Below are 26,794 nucleotides of genomic sequence, written 5' to 3'. Positions count from 1 at the left end.
GTACGAATCCTAAAACGGCGTATGTGGCGCATTACAGACGCCAACGCACGCGCCTCTGGCCGGTCAGTTCCTACTCTGACTGACCCGCGTTTATGTAGCGACGGTAACGTCTCTTGAAACGACACGCGGGGAACCAGCCCCACCTGCTCTTTGGAGATGACCATGAACGCTACAGTACCCGGTGCACTGCGCACCGCATCCAATTCATTTGCCGATCCGGCCGCTGCCTATATTGCCGCCAACAGCTTTGACAAGCCGACGCTTGTCATCAGCCGCGAGCGTGTGGCCGCGCAATATGATGCGCTGCATAGCGGTCTGGGCGAGGCGCATATCCACTACGCGGTGAAGGCGAACCCGGCGCCGGAAATCATCCGTCTGCTGGTCAAAAAAGGCTCTGGCTTTGACGCGGCATCGCGTGCCGAGATTGAACTTTGCCTCAGCCAAGGTGCGAAGCCTGAGAACATCTCTTTCGGCAATACCATCAAACGTGCCTCCGACATCGCCTTCGCCCATTCCGCTGGGGTGACCCTGTTCGCTGCCGACAGCGAAGCCGAGCTCGACAAGATCGCAGCCCACGCACCTGGCGCGCGGGTCTACCTGCGCCTGATCGTTGAAAACTCCATGGCAGACTGGCCACTCAGCCGCAAATTCGGCTGTGCCGGTTCTGCGCTGCCTGCGCTGTTGAACCACGCGGTTGCCGTGGGTCTCGTGCCCTTCGGCCTGTCCTTCCACGTCGGCTCGCAGACCCGCAAAGCAGAGTTCTGGAACCCGGTGCTGGATCAGGTCGCGCCGCTGTGGCATGCCGCCCGTGCGGATGGCCATGACCTTCAACTGCTGAACCTCGGCGGTGGCTTCCCAGCCTTTTACGGCGAAAGCATCGAAGCGCCGCGCGCCTATGCTGCGGCCGTCATCTCAGCTGTCAAAGCACGGTTCGGCGACGTACCGCAATTGATGGCAGAGCCGGGCCGTGGTCTGGTGGCAGAGGCGGGTCATATCGCTGCCGAAGTCATGCTGGTGAGCCGTAAATCCGCGGACGATCTGCACCGCTGGGTCTATCTGGATATCGGGCGCTTCTCGGGGCTGGCCGAAACTGAAGGCGAAGCGATTCGCTATCAAATCGTCACCTCGCATGACGGCGAAGAGACCGGACCCTGCGTTCTGGCTGGCCCGTCTTGCGATTCGGCGGACATCCTTTACGAAAAACGACCAATTCATCTGCCTTTATCTCTCCGCGATGGCGATAAAGTGATGATTCGCGCTTGCGGAGCCTACACAAGTTCCTACAGTTCGGTTGGGTTCAATGGATTTCCGCCGCTTGATGTGATCGTGCTCTGAAAGCACGATCTGCGTCGCCACGGAAAAGGGCCGTCTGCTTTGGGAGGAGCGGGCGGCCCGCTTTGATTTTGATCTTTAATTCTGGGCTTTGAGGCGGTTTTGATTCCGGTGAGACCTAAAGCGCCTTACGCGCCTGCATCGCGGCGGTGATCGTCCCGTCGTCGAGGTAATCAAGTTCCCCGCCAATCGGCACCCCTTGGGCGAGGGAGGTGAGCCGCACCCGATCCTCCAACTGATCCGCGATGTAATGCGCCGTGGTCTGCCCGTCGATCGTGGCGTTGAGCGCGAGGATCACTTCGGTCACGCTTTCAGTATCGATCCGGTCGACCAGCCGCGGAATGCGCAATTCCTGCGGGCCGATGGCATCCAGCGCCGAGAGCGTGCCGCCCAGCACATGATAGCGGCCCTTGAACACGCCGGACCGTTCCATCGCCCAAAGGTCGGCCACATCCTCGACCACGCAAAGCTCGCCATTGGCGCGTTTTTCAGAGGTGCAGATGTCGCAGACATCAGCGGTGCCCACGTTGCCGCAGTTCAGGCATTCGCGCGCCGTGGCGGCGACGGTCTGCATCAGGTCGGACAGGGGCGTCAGCAACAGCGCGCGTTTGCGGATCAGGTGCAGCACCGCGCGCCGGGCCGAGCGGGGGCCAAGGCCGGGCAATTTCGCCATCAGCTCAATCAGGGCGTCAATGTCGCGGGTAGAGCTCAAGGATGGCACCTGTAAAAACTTTGGGGGTGAGGGGCGGAAACAACTCCGCCCCATCAGGTCAGAAGGGCAGTTTCATGCCCGCAGGAAGGCCCATGCCTTCGGTCAGCTTGCTCATCTCAGCCTGCGCACGGTCCGAGGCTTTGCTCTGCGCGTCTTTGATGGCGGCGAGGATCAAGTCTTCGACGACCTCTTTCTCGTCTTTGTTGAAGATCGACGGGTCGATATCGAGGCCCTTCAACTCACCTTTGGCAGAACATGTCGCTTTGACGAGGCCCGCACCGGATTCACCCTCAACGGTGATGTTGTGCATCTCCTCTTGCAGTTCGGCCATCTTGCCCTGCATTTCCTGAGCTTTCTTCATCATCCCGGCCATATCGCCGAGGCCGCCTAATCCCTTGAGCATCTGGGGTCTCCTTGTTGTGTTGTCGTTTATATGTGGCGTGAGGTGGGGGTATCAACCGTCCTCGAACGGATCCCATTCGTCTTCGACCTCTGGCAGCGCCTCTGCCGTGGCGGCGGCGGCGATGTCTTCGGGGGTGCGGATCGCGGTGATGCGGGCCTTGGGGAACTGTGCCAACACGGCCTGCATCATCGGATGTTCTTCGGCCTGTTTCTTGAGCGCCAGTTCGCGCGCATCACGGATTTGCGCGATGGTTTCGGCACCGCCCTCGTTGACCAGCGACACCGCCCAGCGATTGCCGGTCCAGAGTTGCAGCTTTTGCCCCAGCCGTTGCGCCAGATCGCGCGGGGCGTCGTCGGTGGGGACGAATTCGATGCGGCCGGGCTGATAGGCGGCCAGTTGCAGGCAGGTTTCGACCTCGACCAGCAGTTTCACATCGCGGTTCACGCGGATCAGCTCAACCACATGTTCGAATGTCGGGAAGCGGGCCAGCGCGGCGTTCAGGTCTTGCGCCAAGGCGGTGCTCTGCCCCTGCGGGCCGGGGTTCGACGCCATGCGCTGCTGGGCGTGTTGCACGGCCTGCGCGCCGGTGCTGCCTTGGGGCGCGCCATTGCCGCCGCCACCGCCACCACCGACGGGGCCGGGGGCCGGGGGTGGCGTGCTGTTTTGCAGCTTGCGCACCAGTTCTTCGGGCGAGGGCAGATCGGCCACATGGGTCAGGCGGATCACGGCCATTTCGGCGGCCATCATCGCGTTGGGGGCGGCGGCCACTTCATCCAGCGCTTTCAGCAGCATTTGCCACAGCCGCGTCAGCACGCGCATCGGCAGGGTCTCGGCCATTTGCTGGCCACGGGTGCGTTCTTCGGGGGCGATTGTGGGGCCTTCGGCGGCATCAGGCGTGATCTTCACGACCGACACCCAATGGGTGATCTCGGCCAGATCGCGTAGCACGGCCATCGGGTCTGCCCCATCGGCGTATTGGCCGCTGAGTTCCGTTAGCGCCGCTGCCGCATCGCCGCGCAGCACCATGTCGAATAGGTCCAGCACCCGGCCTCGGTCCGCCAGACCCAGCATGGCGCGCACCTGTTCGGCGCCCGTCTCGCCCGCGCCGTGGCTGATCGCTTGATCCAGCAGCGAGGTCGCGTCGCGGGCGGAGCCTTCGGCGGCGCGGGTGATCAGCGCCAGCGCGTCGTCGGTGATCTCGGCAGTTTCTGCCGTCGCGATCTTGCGCAGCAGGGCGATCATCACTTCGGGCTCAATCCGGCGCAGATCAAAGCGTTGGCAGCGCGACAGCACCGTCACCGGCACCTTGCGGATCTCGGTGGTGGCAAAGATGAATTTGACGTGTTCGGGCGGCTCTTCCAGCGTCTTCAGCAGCGCGTTGAACGCACCGGTCGAGAGCATGTGCACTTCGTCGATGATGTAGACTTTGTAGCGGGCCGAGGCGGCGCGGTAATGCACCGAATCAATGATCTCGCGGATGTTGGCAACGCCGGTGTTCGACGCGGCGTCCATCTCCATCACATCAACGTGGCGGCCTTCCATGATCGCGGTGCAGTGTTCGCAGACGCCGCAAGGATCAGTCGTCGGCCCGCCGTTGCCGTCTGGCCCGATGCAGTTCATCCCCTTGGCGATGATCCGCGCGGTGGTCGTCTTGCCGGTGCCGCGGATGCCCGTCATCACAAAGGCCTGCGCGATCCGGTCGGCGGCAAAAGCGTTCTTGAGCGTGCGCACCATGGCGTCTTGGCCGACAAGATCGGCAAAGGTTTCGGGCCGGTATTTGCGGGCCAGAACGCGGTAGGCGGATGTATCTGTCATGGTGCCCCAGATCGGATTCGGTCAAGGCCGTAAACTAGGCGCTCCGCGCCGTGGCGTCTACCGTGCTTGCGGGATGCTCAGAGCATCCAAAGGATCGCGCCGACGCCGGTTGAGGCAACCGCAAGGATGGCGGCCAGAATTTTCATGCGACTGTTGGGCTGGGCGTTGGCGTGATGGTCGCTCAGTCGCTTTTGGGTTTTCGCCGCCGACGCCTGTGCCGCCCAATAGACATAGAGCGCGGCTATGATGAAGACCGAGGCCACAGCCTTGGCCACCCATGTCGGCTCAAACTCACCAAAGACGGCACGCAGACCAATCGCCACGGCCACACAGGCCATGCCGGTACGCATCCAGCCCGCAAAGGTGCGCTCATTGGCCAGAATCGTGCGGTCCTCGGCCCAATCGGTGCGGCTTTCAGCGAGATCGTTTTTATCCTTCATTGAACCAATCTGCTCGTTGCGCGTTCATGTGGCAATAAACTTTGACATAGCGGGGGACGGTAAATGCGTTTGCGGGGAATTGGGCGGAGCAAGAATGTCATTCGCCGTAGCGGAGGGGCCGGTAAGGCGGGCGGACTTGGTTTGGTGGGCGTTCTGGCGGTTATGGCCATTGGATATTTCACCGGCATCGACGTGACCCCGCTATTGACCGGCCAAGGCGGCGGTCAGGTCCAGCAGTCCCGCCCGCTGAGCGACAGCGAAGACCCGCAAGTCGATTTCGCCGCCCGCGTGCTGACCACGACAGAACAGGTCTGGAGCCGGATTTTCCAAGAGCAATTGGGGGAAACCTATACGCCGCCCAAGCTTGTCGTGTTCGAAAACGTCACCCAAAGCGCCTGTGGCGGTGCCTCCGGCGCAACCGGCCCCTTTTACTGCCCGGCGGATAACATGGCCTATCTCGACACCGCCTTTTTCCGCACGCTGGACCAGCGTCTTGGGGCCGAGGGCGATTTCGCGGCAGCCTATGTGATCGCACATGAGGTCGCCCACCATGTGCAGAATGAGATCGGCGTCTTGCCGCAGGTGGCTCGGATGCGGCAGCAGTCCTCTCAGGTTGAGGCGAATGCCCTGACCGTGCGGCTTGAGCTGATGGCCGATTGTTTTTCGGGGATCTGGGCGTCGAACGTCGAAGGGTTGATGGAAAAGGGCGATCTTCAGGAAGCCTTGAATGCGGCGCGGATGATCGGGGATGACCATTTGCAACGGCAGGCCGGTCAGGTGCCACAGCCGCATACCTTTACCCATGGCACGTCAGAGCAACGCGCGCGTTGGTTCGAACGGGGCTTTGAGAGCGGCGAGATCGCGGCCTGTGATACATTTGAGGCGGATCGGCTGTAAGATGATGTGGGCGGCGCCCTCCCTAGGGGGCGATGCCCGTGGTGCCCGCAGGCGGGGCATGTCGGCGGGCCTGTTATCTCTCAACCGCGACAATTTCTTTGGAGAATCTACCCCTTTCATCGTTCCTGCGGAGCGACTGCCGGGGCGTCGCATTGCTGCACAATGCGACGGTGGTGAGAGGCTGATAACGACCCAAGCGGGGCTCGTTACGGCTGCTTCCTTCCGGATCTGACCGGGTTGGCGAGGCGCTTGCCCGCACCAACCTCTCAAGGCCCATATAGGAGGGGAGGATCGAAGTGCAAGCCTCACAAGCGGATCCAGATCTGGGCGAAGCCCGATGCCGTTATTCCGCGGGGATCGGGCGACAGATGCGCGATATCATTAAGAAAGGGCAGCGCGCCCGGTGAGGTATAGTGGACCGCTTGCGCTCCGGTCGCATCGAAGTGCCATGGGTGAGCGCTGGACCATGGGTGGTCTGGGCTCGGCGCGAGGGCGGCGATCAGCGCCTCGGTCAGGGGCAGGGGCTGCGCAGGGCGACATTTGCGATGGGTGCACGGTCAAATCCGCCGCCGCCCGCTGCGCGAAACTGGTTGGTTGCCAATAGAAACCGTTGGTCCGGCTCGACAGGACCCCCTGCCACGACAGCGCCGTGATGCGCGCCCCACGGGGGCGGTGGGGGTCGATTGCATAGGTCACGCCGTAGATCGTATCGCAGTGAAAAGGCGGGCGGCAGGGATCGAGAAGCGGACCTGTCGCACTGCCAAGCGGGGCGAAAACCTCGGCCGCTTTTTCCAGCCGTCGCCGGAGGTCAGCCCCCGTGATACGTAGCGCCCAGACCGCGTTTTGATAAGGAACCAGCCCGGCGATATGGCGGCGCTGCACCGCACCGGGGGGATGTGCAAAAAATGCTCGGGCCCGCCACGCCCGCCCGCCGTATGTGCCGCCGTGGCCGCGAGGATGGGCAATGCGCTGTCCGCCGTGCCCGCCACGCCTATGCGTATCACCTCGGCCTGCGCACGGGCGGTCAGCGCGTCGATGGGGGTGGGCATGGCAAGGGCAAAGTAGTTGTGCAGCGCCGTCCCGGTGTGGCCGACCACCTCTTCCAGATGCTTGCGGGTGCCAATGTGGCTGATCCGCGCGGCACTGAGCACCACGGGGTCGGCCAGCGTTTGCGCGCTGTTGTCGCGCAGGTGGCTGTGATGCTGCGACACCCGCCAGCCCCCCGTGCGTCCCGTTCAAGGGCCAAATCCAGCACCGCCAAATCGGACCCGCCAAACCCCGGCATTGCCGCCGGTCGGTTGGACAGGGTGCCTGCCTGCGTGTCGACCCCCTTGCGCGGGCCGTGGTCCGCGCCGGGAAACCGAAGGTGGGTGTGGCCGGTGATTACGGCGTCGATCCCTTCGATCTGAGCCAAGGCGCAGATGTCTTCTTCGGCGGCGATCTCTCCTTTTTGGGGGATGCCCATATGGGCCAGCAGCACGGTCAGGTCGGCCCCCTCTGCCCGCAGCGTCAGGGCGGCGCTGCGCAGGCTTTCGAGGGGGCTGACGATCTCAGCCGCGTCTTCCAAGACCTCGCGGTTCCAAATCGCCGTGCGGCCCGGCAGAACGGAAAGCAGGCCAACCTGCAGCGTAGAGGAGGGATGCCCCCCAACAGCGGGCAGCAGGCATGACACAACGGCCCAGCGGCGCAGGGGGCCGGGATCGGTCAGATGCAGATTGGTTGAGATCAGCGGCATATCAATCGCGCCCGCCACGGCGCGCAGATAGGGCAGACCATGATCAAGGTCGTGATTGCCCAAGCCCAAGCCATCATATCGCAGATGGTTTACACAGGCGACAAGCGGATGCGTGGGGGTGACCGGCATCTGGGCGAGTTGGTCGCCCAAGGCATTGCCCTGCAACAGATCACCATTGTCGAGCAAGAGACAGGCCGCGCCCTGTTCAGCGGCCTCTTGCCGGGCGGCGCGGATCAGCGTGGCAACCCCGGCCAGCCCATGGTGCCCCACCGAACGGTCGCCCACATAATCATGGCCCACGATCTGCATGTGCAAATCAGTCGTGGCCAATATGCGCAGACGTGCCCCGACCGGGGTGCCCCCTCGGGGGGAACGACACCGGCCGTGACATATGTGCTGCGCTTGTTCACCGTAAAGGGAATTACTCGTTAAAATTACACAACCTAAAGCTGTTTTGATATGACCAGATTTCAACCGCTCTGGCAAGGGGGCTTGGGATTGCCAATATCGCCTGCGCCGTGGCATGGCTGGGCGAAACGCACAAAGCCTGTATCGGGCCGGTATCGGGAGAGCACCATGCGTCACGCGGAGACGGTAACCTTTGGAGGCTCGGCCCTTGATCGGGCGGGAGAGATACGCGGCAACCCGGAAGCGTTGGCGCAGCTTCGCGCCGACCCTGCGGCGCGCGCCATCGTCTTTTGGCGTGGCAAACCCCTGATCGCGCCTGAACGCCCTGCCGGTTTGGTCCGATTGGCGATGGATCACCCGGCGCTGCAAGAGGCCGCTGCCGCGCCCATCTTGCTGGGCCGTGAGGACGGGGCCGCGCGCTTTGCTGTCGATATCTCAGGCTGGCAGCCTGCCGATCTGGACCAATCGCAACTGGGGGCGTTCCTTGACCCCAGCGAACAGCGGCACCCACTGCTGGGCGATGACATGGCATTCGCCGAGTTGCGGCGGGTGATGACATGGCTTGACCCGCGCGATGCCGAACTGGCTGCCAGCGGCAAGGCGATCCTCGGTTGGCACGAAACGCACCGCCATTGCGCGCGCTGCGGCTGTGCCACCGATCTGGCGCAGGGCGGGTGGCAGCGCGTCTGCCCCGATTGCGGAGGGGCGCATTTTCCGCGCACCGATCCGGTGGTTATCATGTTGATTACCCATGGCAATTCCGTTCTCATGGGCCGCTCCCCGGCTGGCCCGAGGGGATGTACTCCCTGCTGGCAGGCTTTGTCGAACCGGGAGAGACGGTAGAGGCCGCCGTGCGGCGGGAGGTTTTTGAAGAAGCAGGGGTGCAGGTCGGCGCGGTGAGCTACCTCTCCAGCCAGCCATGGCCCTTTCCGGCCTCGCTGATGTTGGGCTGCGCTGGCGAAGCGCTGAGCCGCGACCTGACCGTTGACCCGGTTGAGATCGAAGACGCGCTTTGGGTCACCCGCGAAGAGATGATGGATGTCTTTGCCGGAAGTCACCCGCGTCTGCTGCCCGCCCGTCGCGGGGCCATCGCGCATTTCTTGCTGGAAAACTGGCTTGCGGATACACTGACCTGATACACCGACCTAACAGGCCCGGTCAAAGCGGCAGGGGTGGCAAATGCGAGCAGAAGAATTGGAACGGACGGAATGAAATTCTCGACCAAAGAAGACGTCGAAGCCCCGATCGAAGCGGTCTTTGACATGTTGTGCGATTTTGAGAGCTTTGAGCGGGCGGCCATGCGGCGCGGTGCCGAGGTGCAGCGCGCCGATACGATGCATCAGCCCGGTGTGGGAATGACTTGGAACGCGGTCTTCCCCCTGCGCGGCAAGCGGCGCGAGCTGACGCTTGAGATGGTGACCTTCGACCGGCCCAACGAGATGGTGATCGACAGCATGTCACAGGGGTTGGCGGGGCAAATGTCGTTTGAATTGATGCCCCTGTCGCGCAACAGCACGCGCGTGTTGGTAGCGCTTGAGATCAAGCCGCTGACCCTTTCCGCGCGGCTTTGGGTGCAATCGCTCAAGCTGGCCAAGACGACCCTAACCAAGAAATACAAGGACCGCGTGGCGGAATATGCCCGCGGTATGGAAGAACGTCACGCCCGCGGCGTCAAAGTCTGAGCCTGCGCGCCTAGCCTACATCCCGCTCGGCGCGCCCCGGCCGGGATGGGCGGGGTAGGCGCCGAGAATTTCCAGCTTATTGGTGAAATACCCCAATTCATCCAGCGCGCGTTTCACCGCCGGGTCTTCGGGATGGCCCTCGATATCGGCGTAGAACTGTGTCGCGGTGAAGGACCCGCCGACCATATAGCTTTCGAGCTTGGTCATGTTCACCCCATTGGTCGCAAAGCCCCCATCGCCTTGTAAAGCGCGGCGGGGATGTTGCGCACTTCAAAGACGAAGGTGGTCAGCATCCGCTCGGCCCGGCGGGAGAGGTCGATCTCAGGCGCCATCAGCAGAAAGCGGGTGGTGTTGTGGTCCATATCCTCAATATCGCGGGCCAGCACGGTCAGGCCGTTGATCTCTGCCGCGACCTCTCCGGCGAGAACGCCATCGGTGCAGCCCTCGGTGGCGGCCAGTTCGGCGGCGGCACCGGCGGAATCGGCGGCGGGTTCAGAGGTGATCCCATGTTGCTGCAAGAAACTGCGCGCCTGCGGCAGCAGCACCAGATGCGCGCGGACGTGTTTGATGTCTTTTAATGCCACGCCGGGGCGGGCCATCAGAGCGATGCGCACCCGAACGAAAGCTTCGCCGATGATATGCAGTCCGCTTTCCGGCAGCAGGCGGTGGATATCGGCCACACGGCCATAGGTCGTGTTCTCCACCGGCAGCATCGCCAGTTCGGCGCGCCCTTCATTTACGGCGCGGATCACGCCTTCGAACGACTGGCAGGGCACCGGTTCCATGTCGGGGCAGGCTTGAAGGCAGGCCTCGTGACTATAGGCGCCAAGGGCCCCTTGGAAGGCGATGCGCGGCGTGGTCTGGGCGGTCATGGATCGTATCCTGCTGCAAAAGGCGCGGAGAAGGGCAATTGGTCGCGGTAACTACACCTTGCCTGCGCCAAGGGAAAGCAATAGATACGCGGGCAACGATGCCAAGAACCATGGCCCGCCCATGGTGCCAATACCAAGTGATGGACCCTGACGCATGTTCGATACAATGACCCTGACCAAAATCGCAGCCGGCGTATTCGGCGCCTGGTTGGTACTTCTGCTGGGCAAATGGGCGGGGAAGAGATTTACCACGCCGATGCACATGGGGAAGCGTCCTATGTGATCGAAGTGGCCGATGCCGGTGGTGACGAAGGCGGCGAAGAGATCGACTTTACCGCCGTGATGGCCGAAGGCGATGCCGACAGCGGCTCTAAAGTGTTCCGCAAATGCGCCGCGTGCCACAAGGTCGACGGCTCCAACGCCGTTGGTCCGCACCTTGACGGTGTGGTCGACCGCGATATCGCCTCGGTTGACGGTTTCGGGTATTCCGGCGCTCTGACCTCGCTCGAAGGTGCATGGACCCCGGAAGAGCTGAGCGCCTTCCTCACGAGCCCCAAAGGCTATGCCCCCGGCACCACCATGGGTTTCGCCGGTCTGCGTAAAGTCGAAGACCGCGCTGACGTGATCGCTTACCTACAAAGCGTTTCCAACTAATTCCACGCTGCATTGCGTGAGTGAAAGCCGCCCTCTGGGGCGGCTTTTGCGTTTGGGCGCGGCGGAACGTCTTCTTCATGCGGGTGTTGGGCCATGAAACGTCCACACCGAAAGGAGACGCGACATGCAAAGTCATACAACCACGGTCAATGGGATCGAAATGTGTTGGGAAGAGACGGGGGCGGGTGATCCTGTCATCCTGCTTCACGGTATTCCCACATGCCCCGCGCTTTGGCGGGATGTCGCCCCGAAGGTCACCGGGCGCCGGGTGCTCGCTTGGGAAATGCCGGGGTATGGTGCCTCGATCCCGCAGGGCGAAGGGCGTGATATTTCGGTCTCGGCCCAAGCGGACTATCTGGTCGCTTGGATGCGCGATCAGGGCATCTCGCGTGCGATCCTTGCCGCACATGACCTTGGCGGCGGTGTCGCGCAAATTGCGGCGGTGCGTCATCCTGAAATGGTCAGCGGGCTGCTTTTGACGAATGCGATCAGCTATGATTCATGGCCCGTGCCGCTGGTCAGCGCCGTGGCCAAGACTGGCGGCGTGGCGAAACATGCGCCCGATGGGTCGTTCCACCAGTTGCTGAAGATGATGTTCTCCAAGGGGCATGAGACCGACGCCGCCGCCGAGGCTGCCTTTGACGCCCACGCCCCGCATTACGCCCAACATGGAGAGGCCGAAGCCTTTGTCCGGCAGGCGCAGTCGCTGGATGTGGAAGACACCCAGGCCATCGCGGATAAGCTGCCCACGCTCAACATCCCCGCTCGGATCGTTTGGGGCGCGGCCGATGAGTTTCAAAAGCTCGAATATGGGGAGCGGCTTGCGAAAGATCTGAATGCACCGCTGCGGCGGATTGCAGGGGGCAAACACTTCACGCCTGAGGATCACCCGGACCTATTGGCGGAAGAGATCAACGCATTGATCCGCACGGTCGACGGAGCCTGAGCAAAGAGCGGGGCGCGGCATAGTGCGCTCCCCGCGCTTCAAAATTACTGAGCCGCGATCACCGGGGCGGCGACGTTTGCCGCGGCGATCCCGCCGATGTCGCAGCGCCACGCGGGCAGGCGGATCACGGCGCGGCTGCGGCCCGCCTCTACATGCACCTCGAAATCCCCGCCGTGCATTTCGATCAGCTTGCGGGTCAGCGGCAGGCCAAGGCCCAGCCCGCCCTTGGTGCTGCGATGGTCCATCATGCCGCCGACGACAAAGGGTTTGTAAAGCTCGGCAAGGTCGACGTGATCGTCAAAAGAGCCATTGTCGGCGATCGAAATCTCGATATTGCCCTCGGCGTCTTTGAACGTCCCTAGCGCGATCTCACTGCCCCCGTGCAGCACCGAGTTCAGCACCAAGGCCGTCACCGCCAATTCGATCTGGTCGCCATCTATGTGCATTTCCTCAAGCGGCAGGCTGTCGCGCAGAGTGATGGTTTTCGTGGTCGCATCTGTGGTGGCGAAATGCAGGGCCGAAACCGATTGTAAAAGATCGTTCAGATTGCATTTCCGCTCGTTCAGGCGCAGCTCTCCGGTGCTGACATTGCTATAGGAAATGATCGTCTCGATCAACGCGCTGAGGTGGTCGACAGACCGCCGGGCAGAGCGAATCAGCAGCGGATTAACCCCTTGTTCGGCTTTGGCCTCCAACATGCGCAGGCTGCCGAAGAGAACCGTGAGCGGTGTTCGCAGTTCGTGACCCACCAGCGTTAAAAATGTGGATTCGGCGCTGGTGTCGGCCTTTAGCTCAGGGGCGTTCGGCTGGCTGCGCTCAAGCGCCGCGACGACCATACGGCCAAGGTCTTCCAACAGGGCGATCTGTTTCTCGGAGGGCTGTTCGTGCGGTTGCAGGTCCAGCGCGCAGAGGCTGCCAAAGCGGTGGCCCGAGGACAGGATCAGCGGCACGCCGCAGTAATAGCGCGCCTCGGGTCCGCCCTTGGCAACCATGGGGTGGCGCTCAAATCGGGGGTCTTTGCTGAGGTCGGGCACCACCAGTGGCACGTCCGACATGATCGTATGGCTGCAAAACCCGGTGTCCTTCGGCATCGGTTCCAGCGGGTAGCCGACCACGGATTTGTACCATTGGGTATCGGCCTCCACGACGCTGATATGTGCAATCGGACAGTCAAGCAGACGGCGGGTGGCCTCGCAGATAGTGTCGAACAAAGCTTCGTTCTCGGCCGTGAGGCCGGGCACATCAAAAACGGCGCGCAAGCGGGCTTCTTCGTTAAAGGGAATCGGGTAGGTTCTCATCGTCTGCTCCAGTTTACGCATCGTTAATTTGAGTGAAGAATCTGTTAATTTTGGGGCGAGAAATCGGCTGGCCTGCGAAGTTCCCGGGCGTCGGGCTACACATTCTCGCGAGCGGAAGCGGGGGAAATCGCCCTTCGATGGGGCAACCTCCGCGGCGGACCGCCCGTGCAGGGCAACCTTACATATTCGCAACTTGTATCTTGGCATCTCACAGCGTTAGCCTAGATGACGCCTACCCGGACTATGCCACGCCAAGGAGTGACCTATGCCCCGTGCCCAGACCCGCGCCGCGACCCGCCCTTCGGTCTTTGATGACCTGCCGCTCTGGCTCGCGACGCTGACGCTGATGGTGGCGGCCCTGTTGGCCGGTGCCGCCGCGGCGCAGGAGCAAGAGGTCATCAAAAGCCATGGCTATTCTTTTTATGGCGATCTGACCTACCCGGCGGATTTCGAGCATTTTAACTATGTGAACCCCGATGCACCCAAGGGCGGGGAAATCTCGATCCCCTTCGTGGGCACGCTGGATTCGATGAACCCCTATTCCGGCAAGGGCCGTGCGCATCTGTTCTCGATCTTCGGGTTTGAAAGCCTGCTGGGCGAGGCCCCTTCGGGTGAGCCGCTGCCGGCGGATGTCTATGGCGAAAGCTACTGCCTACTGTGCGAAAGTCTTGAGTACCCCGAGGACAAGTCTTGGGTGACCTTCCACATGCGCCCCGAGGCGACGTTTTCGGACGGCTCGCCGGTGACCGCGCATGACATCGTGTTCTCGCACAACCTGCTCTTGGACGAGGGCCTGAAATCCTATGCAGACGCGGTGCGCAAGCGCATCCCCAAGGTTGAAGCGCTGGACGATCATACGGTGAAATTCCACTTTGCCGACGGTATCTCCCGCCGCAGCCTGATCGAGACGGTAGGCGGCGTGCCCGCATGGCCGAAACATTGGTTCGAGGAAACCGGCAACACCCTTAAAGACAGCTGGATGGACCCGCCCCCGGATCGGGCGCCTATATGGTCGAAAGCGTCGATCTGACCAAGCGCATCGTGCTGAAACGCAACCCCGACTACTGGGGCAAGGACTTGCCGATCAACCGTGGCCGCATGAATTTCGACCGCATCCGGCTGGAGATTTTCAGCGACGACACTTCGGCCTTTGAGGCGTTCAAGGCGGGCGAATACACCTTCCGCGCCGAAGGGGATTCCAAGAAATGGGCCACAGGCTACGACTTCTCCAAGGTGAGTGACGGCGACATCGTCAAGGCCGAGCTGCCCGACGGCTCGCCTCCCACGCCTTCGGGCATCATCTTTAACCTCGGCCGCGAGACGCTGCAGGACCGCCGTGTGCGCGAGGCTGTGGCACTGATGTTCAACTTTGAATGGACCAACGAGTCGCTGCAATACGGGCTCTTCAGCCACCGCGCCTCGTTCACGCAAGACACGCCGCTGATGGCCGGGGCCGCGCCCGAGGGGCGGAACTGGCGCTTCTGGAAAGCCTTGGCGATCTGGTGCCGGGGGAGCTGTTGAGCGCGCCTGCCGTGGTGCCGCATTCCTCAGACCCCAGCCGCCTGTTGGACCGCCGCAACGCGCGGCAGGCTTCCAAGCTGTTGGAGGATGCGGGTTGGACCGTGCAGAACGGCATGCGTGTCAATGAGGCGGGCGAACCCCTGCGGCTGAACTTCCTGATGAACTCCGCCGGGTCGCCGACGATTTCGGCGGTGATCGAAAATTTTGTGGGCAACCTGCAATCCATCGGCATCGACGCGCGGCTGGAGAAGGTGGACAGTTCGCAATACACCGCCCGTGAGCGGGACCGCGACTATGACATGATCTATGACGCCTATGCCGCCTTCCTTGGCACCGGCACCGGTCTGTCGCAGCGCTACGGGTCCGAGGCGGCGGAATTTTCGCTGTTCAATCCCGCAGGGCTTGCCAGCCCGCTGGTCGACGCGATCATCGAAGCCTCGCTCGATGCCGAAACGGCAGAGGACGAAGATGCGGCTCTGATGGCGCTGGATCGGGCGCTGCGGCATGAATTCTTTATGATCCCCACATGGTACAACGACAGCTATTGGGTTGCCTATTACGACCAATACGACCACCCCGAGATTCCGTCCTATGCTTTGGGCTACCTCGATTTCTGGTGGTATGACGAAGACCGCGCGCAGCAATTGCGCGCCTCCGGCGCCTTGCGGTAAAGCGACCACATGGGTGCTTATATTCTCAGACGGCTGTTGCTGGTGATCCCGACCTTGTTCGGCATCATGCTGGTCAACTTTGCCTTGGTGCAATTCGTCCCCGGTGGCCCGGTAGAGCAGGCCATCGCGCGGATTCAGGGCGGCGGCGATGTCTTTGGCGGCTTTGCCGGAGGCAACAACGACGCCGGGGTCGACACGATGGCGCGCGGGTCTGACAGCACCTATGTCGGCGCGCGCGGGTTGCCGCCTGAGTTAATCGAGGAGTTGGAGAAGGAATTCGGCTTCGACAAACCCCCCGTGGAGCGGTTCTTTCACATGCTGTGGAACTACATGCGGCTTGATTTCGGCGAGAGTTACTTCCGTGCCATCAGTGTGATCGAACTGATCAAGGAAAAGCTGCCGGTCTCGATCACGCTGGGGCTTTGGTCAACGCTGATCGCGCATCTGGTGTCGATCCCCTTGGGCATCCGCAAGGCGGTGCGCGACGGCAGCCGGTTCGATACCTGGACCTCGGGCGCGATCATTGCGGCCTATGCGATCCCCGGTTTCCTCTTTGCCATCCTGCTGCTGGTGCTCTTTGCCGGTGGGTCTTACTGGCAGATCTTCCCGCTGCGTGGCCTGACCTCGGATAATTTCGACAGCCTCAGCCCCTTGGGCAAGGTGGCCGATTATTTCTGGCACATCACCCTGCCGGTACTGGCCTCGACGATCTCGGCCTTTGCCACGCTGACGCTGCTGACCAAGAACAGCTTTCTGGACGAGATCAAAAAACAATATGTCATCACCGCCCGCGCCAAAGGCCTGTCAGAGCGCAAGGTGCTTTACGGGCATGTCTTCCGCAACGCGATGCTGATCGTGATCGCCAGTTTCCCGGCGGTCTTCATCTCGGTCTTTTTCGGCGGGTCGATCATTATCGAGACGATCTTTAGCCTTGATGGGTTGGGGCGTCTGGGTTTTGAGGCGGCGGTTGCGCGCGATTATCCGATCGTCTTCGGGACGCTCTTCATCTTTGGCCTCATCGGCCTTGTCGTCGGCATCTTGTCGGACATGATGTATGTGCTCGTCGACCCGCGCATCGACTTTGAGAAGAGGGAAGGCTGATGGCGCTGTCCCCCTGAACCAGCGCCGCTGGCGCAATTTCACCGCGAACCGCCGCGCCTATTGGTCGCTGTGGATTTTCGCGATCCTTTTTGGCATTTCGCTGCTGGCCGAGTTCGTGGCCAACGACAAGCCGATCCTCGTGAGCTACCGCGGCGAGTATTACGCGCCGATTTTCAACTTCTACCCCGAGACCGCTTTTGGCGGCGATTTCCAGACCGAAGCCGCCTACCGCGACCCTGAGGTGCAATGCCTCATCGCCACCGGTGGGCTGGATGCCTGTTTCGACGACCCTGAGGGCTATATTATCGACGCCGCGGATGGCGAGGTCGAAGGCGAAGCGATCGACAAGGGCTGGGCGCTTTGGCCTGTCATCCCCTATTCCTTCGACACCGCCGTGGACCGCCCCGGTGCCGCACCGCTGCCGCCCAACGGGCAGAACTGGCTCGGGACCGACGGCACCAAACGCGATGTGATGGCGCGGGTCATCCATGGCTTCCGGCTTTCGGTGGTGTTCACCCTGATCGTCACCGGGGCGGCGTCGATCATCGGCATTCTGGCGGGCGCGGTGCAGGGCTTCTTTGGCGGCTGGCTCGACCTGATCTTTCAGCGCATCATCGAGATTTGGTCCTCAACCCCGTCGCTCTACGTGATCATCATTATGTTCGCCATTCTGGGGCGAAGTTTCTGGCTCTTAGTGATCCTCTTGGTGCTGTTCTCATGGACGGCGCTGGTGGGGGTGGTGCGGGCCGAATTCCTGCGCGCGCGTAACCTTGAATACGTCCGCGCCGCCCGTGCGCTTGGGGTCGGCAACGGCACCATCATGCTGCGCCATATGCTGCCCAACGCGATGGTGGCCACGCTGACCATGCTGCCGTTTATCATCACGGGCACGATTTCCACTCTGGCGACGCTCGACTTCTTGGGCTTTGGCCTGCCGTCCTCGGCGCCGTCGCTGGGGGAGTTGACGTTGCAAGCCAAGCAGAACCTGCAAGCGCCTTGGCTGGCCTTCTCGGCCTTCTTTACCTTTGCCATCATGTTGTCGCTGCTGGTCTTCATCTTTGAAGGCATCCGCGACGCATTCGATCCCAGAAAGACCTTCTCGTGACTGCTTTGTTGGACGTCAAAGACCTGCAGGTTTCCTTTCGGCAGGACGGGCAGTTGATCCCGGCGGTGCGCGGGGTCAGCTTTGCCGTGAACCGGGGAGAGACGGTGGCTCTGGTGGGCGAAAGCGGCTCGGGCAAGTCGGTCTCGGCGCTCTCGACGGTGTCGCTCTTGGGCGATAGCGCGCGGGTCAGCGGCTCGGTCACCTATGACGGGCAAGAGATGATCGGCGCGGATGACAAGCTGCTGCATAAGGTGCGCGGCAACGACATCTCGTTCATTTTTCAAGAGCCGATGACCTCGCTCAACCCGCTGCACACGATCGAAAAGCAACTGGCGGAGTCGCTGGCGCTGCATCAGGGATTGCAGGGGGCCGAGGCGCGGGCGCGGGTGTTGAGCCTCTTGGAACAGGTCGGCATCAATGACGCGGAGAGCCGCATGGGCGCCTATCCGCACCAGCTTTCCGGCGGGCAGCGGCAGCGCGTGATGATCGCGATGGCACTGGCCAACAAGCCCGACATCTTGATCGCGGATGAGCCAACCACGGCGCTCGACGTGACCATTCAGGCGCAGATTCTCGACCTGTTGAAAGACCTGAAGGATGAGATGGGGATGGGGCTTTTGTTCATTACCCATGACCTCGGGATCGTCCGGCGCATCGCCGACCGGGTCTTTGTCATGCAAAAGGGGCTGGTCGTCGAAGAGGGGCCGACCGCTGAGATTTTCGACAATCCGCAACACCCCTATACACGCAAACTGCTCGGCGCCGAGCCCACCGGCGCGCCGGCCCCCGTGGCGGCGGATGCGCCCGAAGTGCTGCGCACCGACAACCTCAAGGTTTGGTTTCCGATCCAGAAGGGCCTGCTGCGTCGTACCGTGGGCCATGTGAAGGCCGTCAACGACACCAGCCTGTCGATCCGCGCGGGCGAAACGCTTGGCATCGTCGGCGAAAGCGGCTCGGGCAAGACCACAGCGGCGCTGGCGATCATGCGGCTCATCGGCTCGGAAGGGGAGGTGACTTTTCGTGGCGAGGACCTGCGCAAATGGTCCACCAAAAAGCTGCGCCGCCTACGCGCCGATATGCAGATCGTCTTTCAGGACCCTTTCGGCTCGCTCAGCCCGCGGATGACCTGTTTCCAGATCATCTCGGAGGGGCTGGCGATCCACAAGATCGACAAGGCGCGCGACCGACGTGAACTGGTGGCGGAGGTGATGACGGAAGTGGGGCTCGACCCCGCGACGATGGACCGCTACCCGCATGAGTTCTCCGGCGGGCAGCGCCAGCGGATCGCCATCGCCCGCGCCATGGTGCTGCGGCCGAAGCTGCTGGTTCTCGACGAGCCAACCTCGGCCTTGGACATGACGGTGCAGGTGCAGATCGTTGATTTGCTGCGGGAGTTGCAGGCGAAATACGGGTTGGCCTATCTGTTCATCAGTCACGATCTGAAGGTCGTGCGGGCGATGTCGCACAAGGTGATGGTGATGAAGCGCGGCGATGTGGTGGAATACGGCGACGTTGATGCGCTTTATGACAATCCGCAGACCGACTATACGCGCAAGCTGTTGCAGGCGGCTGGTTAAGCAGACGTCGTAAGTGCGGAGAGAGAGGGGGTGCTGCCCCCATCGCGCCGGGGGCGCGATTCCCCCGCGGGTATTTTTAAAAAGATGAAGATTGGGGGGCGTCGCCTGAGGGGCGGCGGTCTTTGGGCTTTAGCCTTCGCTTGGGCCGATCATGAAGCAGCTGACGTTGCGCGCGGCCAGACGGCGGCAGGCGAGGTCGGCGCTTTCGCGTGACAGGCCGAGGAAGTTCGCGTCATAGCCCTGCGGACGCTGCACCACTTTGCGCAATGTGCCATCAAGCGTCGACATTTCGGCCAGTGCGGTTTTCAGCAGGACCTTCTCGGCGGCGTAGCGGCTGGGGAAGCGGCCCACGTTGACCCCCCAGTGGCGACCGCCCGAGGTGGAGACGCGGGTCACGATTTCTTGCTCTACCGCCTGCTGTACGGCCAGCGTTACGTCTTTGGGCCGCGGTTCGGGGCGGGGGAGGCCTGCGCGGTGGCGATGACGACTTCGGCGTCTTTGATCTCTGGTGTGGGCGCGGCGGCGGGCGGGGTTGGCGCGGTTTGCACCGCTTCGCGTAGGGCTGCCGTGATGTCGCTGTTGGAGACCGTGCTGGTTGCTTCGGGGGCGGCTGCGGTGGCCACGACCACGACTTCGCTGCGAGGGCGGAGTTGCGGGCGTTTGGAGGTGGTGACGGCACCGACAAGTCGGATCGTTTTGCCTGCGGCACCGGGGGCCGCGGGCGTGTCTTCGACATCGGCGTAGACCGGGGGCACTGGTTTGCGCAGGGGGCCGAAGAGGGGGCGCGGCGGAAGCCAAGGTCCATCAACTCGGCCACTTTGGCGTTGCGCGAGGCGGTGGATTTGCCCCCGAAGACGGTCACGATGATCCGTTCGTTGCCACGCTCGGCCGAGGCCGTCAGGTTGAAGCCCGCGGCGCGGGTATAGCCGGTTTTGATGCCATCGGCGCCTTTGTAAGATCCCAGAAACCGGCGGTTTGTGTGGGAGACCTTGCGCACGCCCGCATCGGCGGTGATGCGCGAGAACAGGTTGTAGTACTGCGGGTAATCATAGAGCAGGTGGCGGCCCAGAGCCGTCATATCGCGCGCGGTGGAGAGGTGGCCGCTTTCGGTCAGCCCGTGCATATTCTTGAAGGTGGTGCGCGTCATGCCAAGCTGTTTGGCGGTGCGGTTCATTCGGCGGGCAAAGGCGGCCTCGGACCCTTCGATGGCTTCGCCGATCGCGGTGGCGGCATCATTGGCGGATTTCACGGCGGCGGCGCGGATCAGGTAGCGCAGGGCGATTTTTTGGCCCGGACGCATGCCCAGTTTGCTGGGCGGCTCTGAGGCGGCGTTCTTGGAGATCGTTACTTGGGTATCGAGTGAGAGTTCCCCGCGTTCGACCGCTTGGAAAGCGATGTAGAGGGTCATCATCTTGGTCAGGGAGGCGGGGTGCAGGCGCGTGTCGGCGTTCTCTGCGTGGATTTCTTTGCCGGTGCGGGCATCGATGACATAGGCGGCATAGGGGGCTGCCATGGCGCTGAGGGGTAGGATGACCAGAACCCAGAGTGCTGCGAATAGAAATAGCCCGTAACGGGCCGGCTGAATGCGCCGAGCCTTCATATTTGCCTGCCTTTTACTGCCTCAAGTCGCCGATTTTCGGCTGACCATTTATTGATTGGTTCAAGGCTAGCATAGGACGGCGCATCGCGGAAGCCGTCGAATCCGATGGACAGGGTAAAAAAGGACGGATCTCTTCTCCAATATGTAGAGGCTTGCGCACATTGACCCACTATAAGCGCGAATAAGGCAAGAATTGGGCGCAAATTGGCCCGCAGTGGGGCGTTTTTGGCTGGGCCGCAGAGGCGACTCACCGGCGCGGGCGAGTCACCCCGAAACGATCTTTTTCACCGTCTCTGGGAGGCCGGAAAGATCGTTAATTTCAACAAAACGTGGTGAATTGGTTGGCGGTTCGGCGTGTTCCATCGCCCATGTGAGGTCGTGGGGCACGTGGACGCCCCAGCCGCCGGCCTCGATCATCGGGCGTACATCGGAGGCCAGTGAGTTGCCGACCATCAGCCCCTGCGCGGCGCCTTGCCCATGCTGCTTAAAAATGTGGCGATAGGCGGCTTCGGTCTTGTGAGAGACGATTTCGACCGCATCGAACCTCTCTCGCAGGCCTGATTGCGCCAGTTTGCGCTCTTGATCCAGCAGGTCGCCTTTGGTCACCACGATCAGCCGGTAGTCACCGCGCAGGGTTTCCAGCACGTCTTCGACATGGGGCAGCAGTTCAATCGGATGGTCCAGCATCTCGCGCCCGGCGGCGAGCAGGTCACTGATCACCTCGGCGGGGACTTTGCCCTCTGTCACCTCGATTGCGGTCTCGATCATCGACAGGGTGAAACCTTTGATCCCGTAGCCGTAATGCGGCAGATTGCGCCGTTCGGCTTCCAAAAGCCGTGCCATCAGATGGTCGCGTTCACTATGTTCGGCCAGAAGGGCTGCAAAACGGTCGTGAGAGAGTGCAAAGTAGCGTTCATTATGCCACAATGTGTCATCCGCATCGAAACCGATGGTGGTGAGTGCCCCGCCCATATGTGCTGCCTCTTTCCTAAATTGGTTCAGGGGTTATATAGACGGCTGCACGACGAACAAGCTCTACCCCCAGCCGCAGGAGCAGCAATGCACCGTGACGACGCGAAAGCAGATTGGACGACCCAAGCAGCAGACCGGCCCGCGATGGGTTGGCAGATGATGGCGGACGGTCCCAAGGATGACGACGACACCGAGTTGTTGACCAAAACCCGCCCCAAGACCAAACGCCCGCCGCTTTACAAGGTGATGCTGCTGAACGACGATTTCACCCCGATGGAATTCGTGGTGCATGTGCTGGAGCGGTTCTTTGGCCTGAACCATGCGCAGGCGTTTGAGATCATGCTGACGGTTCACAAAAAGGGGCTGGCTGTGGTTGGCGTCTTTAGCCACGAGATCGCGGAGACGAAAGTGGCGCAGGTGATGGATTTCGCCCGGCGTCATCAACATCCGCTGCAATGCACTATGGAAAAAGAAGAATAACACGTGATTGATCCGCGACTGGAACTGGCCCTGAACGGCGGTGGGCTGGACTTGCCCGAAACTGGGGTGATCGCCATCTTTCAGCCCCCCGTAGACGCTGATCTGGCCGGTTTGCCGCCCGAGCGCTGCAAGATCATTCACGATTTCAAGCCCGCCTATGACGCTTGGACCGCGCGGGGCTATGAGGCCGCGCATTCGGTCGAAGGGCGCTATGCCGCCGCCATAGTCTGCCTGCCGCGCGCCAAACATGAGGCCCGCGCCTTGGTCGCGCAAGCCTGTGCCGTAAGCGACGGGCCGGTGGTGGTTGATGGGCAAAAGACCGATGGCGCGGATTCGATCCTGCGCGAGATGCGTGCGCGGGTGACGGTGCAGGGGCCGATCTCCAAGGCGCACGGCAAGCTCTATTGGATCGACGCGGGCTCAAGCGATTTCTTCACCGATTGGGAAGCTGGCCCCGCCCATACAGAGGGCGGCTTTTGGACCGCGCCGGGGGTTTTCTCTGCAGATGGGGTCGATCTGGCCTCGGCGCTATTGGTGGATGCGCTGCCCGATAACCTTGGGGCCGAGGTGGCCGATCTCGGCGCAGGTTGGGGCTTCCTCTCGGCGCATATCCTGACGCGGCCCAAGGTGAAGACCGTGCATTTGGTCGAGGCCGGGCATTTGGCGCTGGAATGCGCGCGTCATAACGTGACCGATGATCGCGCCGTGTTCCATTGGGAGGACGCCACCGAATGGCAGCCGCCGCACCGGATGGACGCGGTGGTGATGAACCCGCCTTTCCACACCGGCCGCGCCGCTGAGCCACAGATTGGTCAAGCCTTTGTCGCCGCCGCCGCCCGTATGCTGTCGGGGCAGGGCGACCTGTGGATGGTGGCCAACCGGCATCTGCCCTATGAGGCGGAACTGAAGAAACGCTTTGCACAGGTGGCCGAGCTTGGAGGCGATGCGCGGTTCAAACTGTTCCACGCCACACGCCCGCTGACCCGGCGCCGCTAAGCCTTAAGGGGGTATCCCGATGTCATTCTCGATCTCAGGCAAAACAGCCATCATCACAGGTGCCGCAGACGGCATTGGCCTTGCCATCGCGCGGCATCTGGCCGACCGGGGCGCCAATGTGATGTGCGCCGATTCCAACGAGAAAAAGCTGATGGAAGAGTTGGGCGACACGCCGGACGACGGGAATGTCCGCGTTTTTGCCGGGGATCTACGCCAGCGGCTGACCATCGCCAACCTCGTCTCGGCCACGATCGACGCTTATGATCAGGTCGATATCCTTGTGAATGCCTCGCGGCAGGTGTTGCCCACCGATCCACTGGATGTGGAAGACGGTTCGGTTGATACGCTGTTGCAGCAGAACCTGATGACGGCGCTGCAACTGTCGCAGCAGGTGGCGCGGCGGATGATAAAACAGGCCGAGGGCCAGACCGAGGGGCAGGTGGGGTCGATCATCAACCTCAGTTCCATCGCGGCACAACGTCACCAGCCGGATATGATGGGCTATGCCATCGCCTCGGCGGCGGTGCAGCAGATGACCCGCTCTCTGGCGCTGGTGCTGGCTCAGCACCGGATACGGGTGAATGCGATCTCTTTCGGGTCGGTGATGAGCGCGTCGCTGCGCGCCGCCGTGGCCGAAAACCGCGACTGGCGCGAGGATATTCGCGCGCATACGCCGCTTGGCCGTATCGCCGGGCCGAATGAACTTTGCGAGGCGGTGCAATTCCTCGCCGCCGAAAGCTCGGGCTTTATGACCGGTGAGATCATGACCATTGATGGTGGGCGTACCCTGCTTGATGTGGTCTCGGCCCCCGCGCATTGAGACCCGCGCATTAAGACCCGCGCATTAAGACCGGGCGGCAGTTTTCTTCGGCAAAAATGAATTCATCCATCTTTCGCCCTTGACCCCAATGCTAAGCTGCCTTATCCGACGCGCCACGGCGTTATAGCTCAGTTGGTTAGAGCGAACGACTCATAATCGTTAGGTCCCTGGTTCAAATCCAGGTAACGCCACCATCCTCCCCTTTTTCGTATGACGATATGCCTGCTGGGCTGGCACTGGCCACCTGCGCTTGGGTTGCACGCGGGGCTGGAAGGGATAGAAGATAGCCCATGCCCCGCGCGGGTTTGAGCAGATGAAAGCAGCCTTATGACCACGGAAAACTTCGTTCACGAGATCAACGTCACTTGGGGCGATTGTGACCCGGCGCAGATCGCCTATACCGCGCGGCTGCCCTATTTTGCGCTGGATGCGATCAACGCATGGTGGGAGGCGCATTTCGATGGCGATGGTTGGTTCCAGCTTCAGATCGACCGCAATATCGGCACGCCTTTCGTGAACCTTTCGATGGATTTCCGCAGCCCGGTCACGCCACGGCACAAGCTGATGTGCGAAACCTATCCGACGCGGCTCGGCAACAAATCCATCACCTTCGGCATGAAAGCGCGGCAGAACGGGGTGCTGTGTTTCGAGGGGTCGTTCACCTGCGTCTTCACCATTGCGGATGTGTTCGAAAGCCAATCCGCCCCCGAAGAACTGGCCCGGGTGATCAAACCACTGGTCCGCACCGACCTCGCCTAGGCGCAATCGGTCTGAGGCGGTTGAAGTTCCCTAATTGCAGCGTCTTATCGCGCTGCATATCGAGGGAGACAGAGATGACGATCAGGACTGCGGTAATCGGATTGGGGATCATGGGCCGGCGCATGGCCGAGAACATGGTGCTGCACCCCGGCTTCACGGTCACCACCATGTGGGATCCCGACCCAGCGGCCTGCGCCGCCGCGCAAAAGGTCGCGCCGGAGGCGGCAGTGTCGGCCACGGCGTCCGAGGCGATGGCCGATGTCGATCTGGTCTACCTCGCCTGCCCCCGGTGCCGCGCAAAGCCTATGCGCTTGAGGCCGCAGCGGCGGGCAAGGCGATCTTCCTCGAAAAACCGCTGGGCGTGGACATCGCGGAGAGCCGCGCGTTGGTGGCCGAGTTGCAGGCTGCGGGCGTCCCGGCGGCGGTGAATTTCACCCAAGCGGCGGGGGCGGCGCTGACCGATCTAACGCGGTCGATCGGTGAGGGTGCGCTTGGCGATCTTTGCGGTATCGACATCATCGTGACCTATCCGGCCTGGCCCCGCGCGTGGCAGGTGGATGCGGATTGGCTGCGCTTTGCCGAAGAGGGCGGCATGACCCGCGAGGTAATCTCGCATTTCCTGTTTTTGAGCGAGCGGGTGCTGGGGCCGCTGACCCTGCAATGGGCCCATGCGGAATATCCCGACGCCGAACTTTGCGAGACCCATGTCGCGGCACGGCTGGTCAATGCCGAGGGCTTGCCGGTTTCGATCCTTGGCTCTGTTGGTGGCGTGCAGCCGGACCGGCAAGAGGTGACGGTGAAAGGGGCCAAGGCCAGCCGCCGCATCTCGGAGTTTGCCATCGACACCCTGTCGACCGGAGAGGCCTTCGCGCCGACCAACAGCAGCCCCACCGACACCCGCGCCACCAGCCTCAAAGCGCAGCTTGACGACATGGCGCTTCTGATGGACGGCGGCCCGAGCCGACTGGCCACACCAGAAGAGGCGCTGCGCGTGCAGGAGCTTATCGAAGGCATTTTGGCCAACGGAAGGACACAGTCATGACCGCCACCTTGCAGTCATCGCCCGAAACCTGCCACTGGGGCTACTTTGAGGCCAGCCGCCCGCCCGCTTTGACGATCAAAAGCGGCGAAGAGGTGATCATCAACACCGTATCCGGCGCGGCCAATTGCCTGCCGCCCGAAAGCTTCCACGTTCCGCCCGAACTTTACGACATTCACAACGCTGGCCCGCCGCCAATGCCTGGCCATATCCTGACCGGCCCGGTGGCCGTCGAAGGTGCGATGCCCGGGGATGTGCTGAAAGTCGATATCCTCGACATCGCGCTGCGGCAGGACTGGGGATATAACTTCATTCGCCCACTGGCAGGCACGCTGCCGCAGGATTTCCCTGAGACCTATCACACCAACATCCCGCTGGACGCGGAGCGGGGCATCGCCCGTCTGCCTTGGGGGTTGGAACTGCCCTTGATCCCGTTCTTTGGCGTCATGGCCGTGGCCCCGCCGCCCGAGTGGGGCCGGATCGCTACTATCGAGCCGCGCAAACATGGGGGCAACCTCGATAACAAGGAACTGGTTGCGGGCAGCACGCTTTACCTGCCGGTCTTCAACGAAGGGGCGCTGTTTTCCTGCGGGGATGGGCACGGTGCGCAGGGCGACGGCGAAGTCTGCGTCACGGCGATTGAGACGGCGCTACAGGGGCGCTTTCGTCTGACGGTGTTGAAGGATCGCGGGCTCAGCTATCCGCAGGCCGAAACGCCGACCCATGTGATCACCATGGGCATGGCCCCCGACCTTGACCACTGCGCGGAGATGGCCCTGCGGGAGATGATCGCGCTGGTGTCTGAGCGTGCGGGGATCAGCCGTGAGGATGCCTATGTGCTCTGTTCGCTGGCCGGGGATCTGCGCATCACCCAGACGGTGAACCGCGAAAAGGGCGTGCATATGATGATGGCGAAAAACCTGATCGGCGGTTAACGCCAGCGCCAACCAAAGAAAAAG

Annotated in this window: 21 protein-coding genes, 1 tRNA gene, 1 other RNA gene and 5 pseudogenes; 17 read left to right on the top strand and 11 right to left on the bottom strand. The window is 62.2% G+C overall.

The features are described 5' to 3' along the window. Positions 1 to 156: 156 nt before the first annotated feature. Positions 157 to 1,335, top strand: a complete 1,179-nt coding sequence (locus ACFQAU_RS06380) for a type III PLP-dependent enzyme (RefSeq protein ID WP_132443783.1) — start codon at positions 157 to 159, stop codon at positions 1,333 to 1,335. Positions 1,336 to 1,450: 115 nt separating this feature from the next. Here ACFQAU_RS06380 and recR read toward each other — a convergent pair whose 3' ends face one another. The 4 genes from recR to ACFQAU_RS06360 all read right to left on the bottom strand — a co-directional run bounded on the left by recR (position 1,451) and on the right by ACFQAU_RS06360 (position 4,702). After that, the gene (gene recR / locus ACFQAU_RS06375; protein WP_132443782.1) at positions 1,451 to 2,044 is read right to left on the bottom strand and encodes a recombination mediator RecR; all 594 of its coding nucleotides are present in this window, start codon (positions 2,042 to 2,044) and stop codon (positions 1,451 to 1,453) included. Between the two features lie 58 nt (positions 2,045 to 2,102). Continuing rightward, entirely contained in the window at positions 2,103 to 2,447 is a 345-nt protein-coding gene (locus ACFQAU_RS06370) for a YbaB/EbfC family nucleoid-associated protein (RefSeq protein WP_067624876.1), read from the bottom strand. 51 nt (positions 2,448 to 2,498) lie between these two features. Then, positions 2,499 to 4,262 (bottom strand): DNA polymerase III subunit gamma/tau, encoded by a 1,764-nt coding sequence (locus ACFQAU_RS06365; protein WP_132443781.1) that lies wholly within the window; start codon positions 4,260 to 4,262, stop codon positions 2,499 to 2,501. A gap of 77 nt (positions 4,263 to 4,339) precedes the next feature. Continuing rightward, positions 4,340 to 4,702: a YidH family protein gene (locus ACFQAU_RS06360; protein WP_067624882.1), complete on the bottom strand. Its 363-nt coding sequence runs from the start codon at positions 4,700 to 4,702 to the stop codon at positions 4,340 to 4,342. Positions 4,703 to 4,765: 63 nt separating this feature from the next. Between ACFQAU_RS06360 and ypfJ the strand changes: the two genes are divergently transcribed. Continuing rightward, a complete protein-coding gene (gene ypfJ / locus ACFQAU_RS06355) occupies positions 4,766 to 5,599 on the top strand; it encodes a KPN_02809 family neutral zinc metallopeptidase (RefSeq protein WP_067624885.1) in 834 nt (277 codons plus the stop codon). A gap of 171 nt (positions 5,600 to 5,770) precedes the next feature. Here ypfJ and ffs read toward each other — a convergent pair. The 3 genes from ffs to ACFQAU_RS06340 form a co-directional block, all read right to left on the bottom strand. Continuing rightward, positions 5,771 to 5,868: signal recognition particle sRNA small type (gene ffs / locus ACFQAU_RS06350), an RNA gene on the bottom strand. Positions 5,869 to 5,980: 112 nt separating this feature from the next. After that, positions 5,981 to 6,481: a 5'-nucleotidase C-terminal domain-containing protein gene (locus tag ACFQAU_RS06345; RefSeq protein ID WP_386281240.1), complete on the bottom strand. Its 501-nt coding sequence runs from the start codon at positions 6,479 to 6,481 to the stop codon at positions 5,981 to 5,983. A 142-nt stretch (positions 6,482 to 6,623) separates the two neighbouring features. Then, on the bottom strand, positions 6,624 to 7,859 hold the full coding sequence (locus tag ACFQAU_RS06340) for a metallophosphoesterase (protein WP_386281237.1): 1,236 nt from the start codon (positions 7,857 to 7,859) through the stop codon (positions 6,624 to 6,626). 51 nt (positions 7,860 to 7,910) lie between these two features. Between ACFQAU_RS06340 and nudC the strand changes: the two are divergent. Further along, positions 7,911 to 8,878: pseudogene (gene nudC / locus ACFQAU_RS06335) on the top strand (NAD(+) diphosphatase). A 72-nt stretch (positions 8,879 to 8,950) separates the two neighbouring features. Beyond that, entirely contained in the window at positions 8,951 to 9,424 is a 474-nt protein-coding gene (locus ACFQAU_RS06330) for an SRPBCC family protein (protein WP_067624890.1), read from the top strand. A 15-nt stretch (positions 9,425 to 9,439) separates the two neighbouring features. Here the strand turns inward: ACFQAU_RS06330 and ACFQAU_RS06325 are convergent. Next, positions 9,440 to 10,296 (bottom strand): annotated as a pseudogene (locus ACFQAU_RS06325) (prephenate dehydratase). Positions 10,297 to 10,450: 154 nt separating this feature from the next. Between ACFQAU_RS06325 and ACFQAU_RS06320 the strand changes: the two are divergent. Together ACFQAU_RS06320 and ACFQAU_RS06315 are read left to right on the top strand one after the other, a co-directional pair. Beyond that, positions 10,451 to 10,950, top strand: a pseudogene (locus tag ACFQAU_RS06320) (c-type cytochrome). 124 nt (positions 10,951 to 11,074) lie between these two features. Continuing rightward, positions 11,075 to 11,896: an alpha/beta fold hydrolase gene (locus ACFQAU_RS06315; RefSeq protein ID WP_132443777.1), complete on the top strand. Its 822-nt coding sequence runs from the start codon at positions 11,075 to 11,077 to the stop codon at positions 11,894 to 11,896. A 44-nt stretch (positions 11,897 to 11,940) separates the two neighbouring features. Here the strand turns inward: ACFQAU_RS06315 and ACFQAU_RS06310 are convergent, their stop codons facing one another. After that, positions 11,941 to 13,194, bottom strand: coding sequence for a GAF domain-containing sensor histidine kinase (locus ACFQAU_RS06310; protein WP_132443776.1), 1,254 nt, complete (start codon positions 13,192 to 13,194; stop codon positions 11,941 to 11,943). Between the two features lie 265 nt (positions 13,195 to 13,459). Between ACFQAU_RS06310 and ACFQAU_RS06305 the strand changes: the two are divergent. The 4 genes and pseudogenes from ACFQAU_RS06305 to ACFQAU_RS06290 all read left to right on the top strand — a co-directional run bounded on the left by ACFQAU_RS06305 (position 13,460) and on the right by ACFQAU_RS06290 (position 19,169). Next, positions 13,460 to 15,386: pseudogene (locus ACFQAU_RS06305) on the top strand (extracellular solute-binding protein). Positions 15,387 to 15,395: 9 nt separating this feature from the next. Continuing rightward, positions 15,396 to 16,487: a microcin C ABC transporter permease YejB gene (locus ACFQAU_RS06300; protein ID WP_067624906.1), complete on the top strand. Its 1,092-nt coding sequence runs from the start codon at positions 15,396 to 15,398 to the stop codon at positions 16,485 to 16,487. Continuing rightward, positions 16,468 to 17,592, top strand: a complete 1,125-nt coding sequence (locus ACFQAU_RS06295) for an ABC transporter permease (RefSeq protein WP_386281229.1) — start codon at positions 16,468 to 16,470, stop codon at positions 17,590 to 17,592. The genes ACFQAU_RS06300 and ACFQAU_RS06295 overlap by 20 nt, the downstream gene beginning before the upstream one ends. Continuing rightward, positions 17,589 to 19,169 carry an ABC transporter ATP-binding protein gene (locus ACFQAU_RS06290; RefSeq protein WP_120351920.1) on the top strand — a complete coding sequence of 527 codons (1,581 nt, stop codon included), beginning with the start codon at positions 17,589 to 17,591 and terminating at the stop codon, positions 19,167 to 19,169. Before ACFQAU_RS06295 ends, ACFQAU_RS06290 begins: the two co-directional genes overlap by 4 nt. A gap of 129 nt (positions 19,170 to 19,298) precedes the next feature. On the opposite strand, the pseudogene ACFQAU_RS06285 reads toward ACFQAU_RS06290, so the two are convergent. Then, a pseudogene (locus ACFQAU_RS06285) lies at positions 19,299 to 20,769 on the bottom strand (D-alanyl-D-alanine carboxypeptidase family protein). 264 nt (positions 20,770 to 21,033) lie between these two features. Next, a complete protein-coding gene (locus ACFQAU_RS06280) occupies positions 21,034 to 21,741 on the bottom strand; it encodes an HAD family hydrolase (protein ID WP_120351918.1) in 708 nt (235 codons plus the stop codon). Between the two features lie 156 nt (positions 21,742 to 21,897). Here ACFQAU_RS06280 and clpS point away from each other — a divergent pair, with 156 nt between their 5' ends. From clpS to ACFQAU_RS06245, 7 genes are all read left to right on the top strand, one after another. Continuing rightward, positions 21,898 to 22,221, top strand: a complete 324-nt coding sequence (gene clpS / locus ACFQAU_RS06275) for an ATP-dependent Clp protease adapter ClpS (protein ID WP_120352290.1) — start codon at positions 21,898 to 21,900, stop codon at positions 22,219 to 22,221. A 3-nt stretch (positions 22,222 to 22,224) separates the two neighbouring features. Continuing rightward, entirely contained in the window at positions 22,225 to 23,217 is a 993-nt protein-coding gene (locus ACFQAU_RS06270) for a class I SAM-dependent methyltransferase (RefSeq protein WP_132443774.1), read from the top strand. A gap of 19 nt (positions 23,218 to 23,236) precedes the next feature. Continuing rightward, positions 23,237 to 24,037, top strand: coding sequence for an SDR family NAD(P)-dependent oxidoreductase (locus ACFQAU_RS06265; RefSeq protein WP_067939675.1), 801 nt, complete (start codon positions 23,237 to 23,239; stop codon positions 24,035 to 24,037). A 117-nt stretch (positions 24,038 to 24,154) separates the two neighbouring features. Next, positions 24,155 to 24,231 (top strand) — tRNA-Met (locus ACFQAU_RS06260). Between the two features lie 133 nt (positions 24,232 to 24,364). Continuing rightward, a complete protein-coding gene (locus ACFQAU_RS06255) occupies positions 24,365 to 24,796 on the top strand; it encodes an acyl-CoA thioesterase (RefSeq protein ID WP_120351916.1) in 432 nt (143 codons plus the stop codon). A 74-nt stretch (positions 24,797 to 24,870) separates the two neighbouring features. Then, positions 24,871 to 25,224, top strand: a complete 354-nt coding sequence (locus tag ACFQAU_RS06250) for an NAD(P)-binding domain-containing protein (RefSeq protein WP_386281221.1) — start codon at positions 24,871 to 24,873, stop codon at positions 25,222 to 25,224. 610 nt (positions 25,225 to 25,834) lie between these two features. Continuing rightward, positions 25,835 to 26,770, top strand: a complete 936-nt coding sequence (locus tag ACFQAU_RS06245; RefSeq protein WP_132443773.1) for an acetamidase/formamidase family protein — start codon at positions 25,835 to 25,837, stop codon at positions 26,768 to 26,770. Positions 26,771 to 26,794: the final 24 nt, after the last annotated feature.

The organism is Sulfitobacter profundi, from assembly GCF_042661425.1.
GTDB lineage: Bacteria > Pseudomonadota > Alphaproteobacteria > Rhodobacterales > Rhodobacteraceae > Sulfitobacter > Sulfitobacter profundi.
This window is presented reverse-complemented; position numbering and strand designations above follow the sequence as displayed.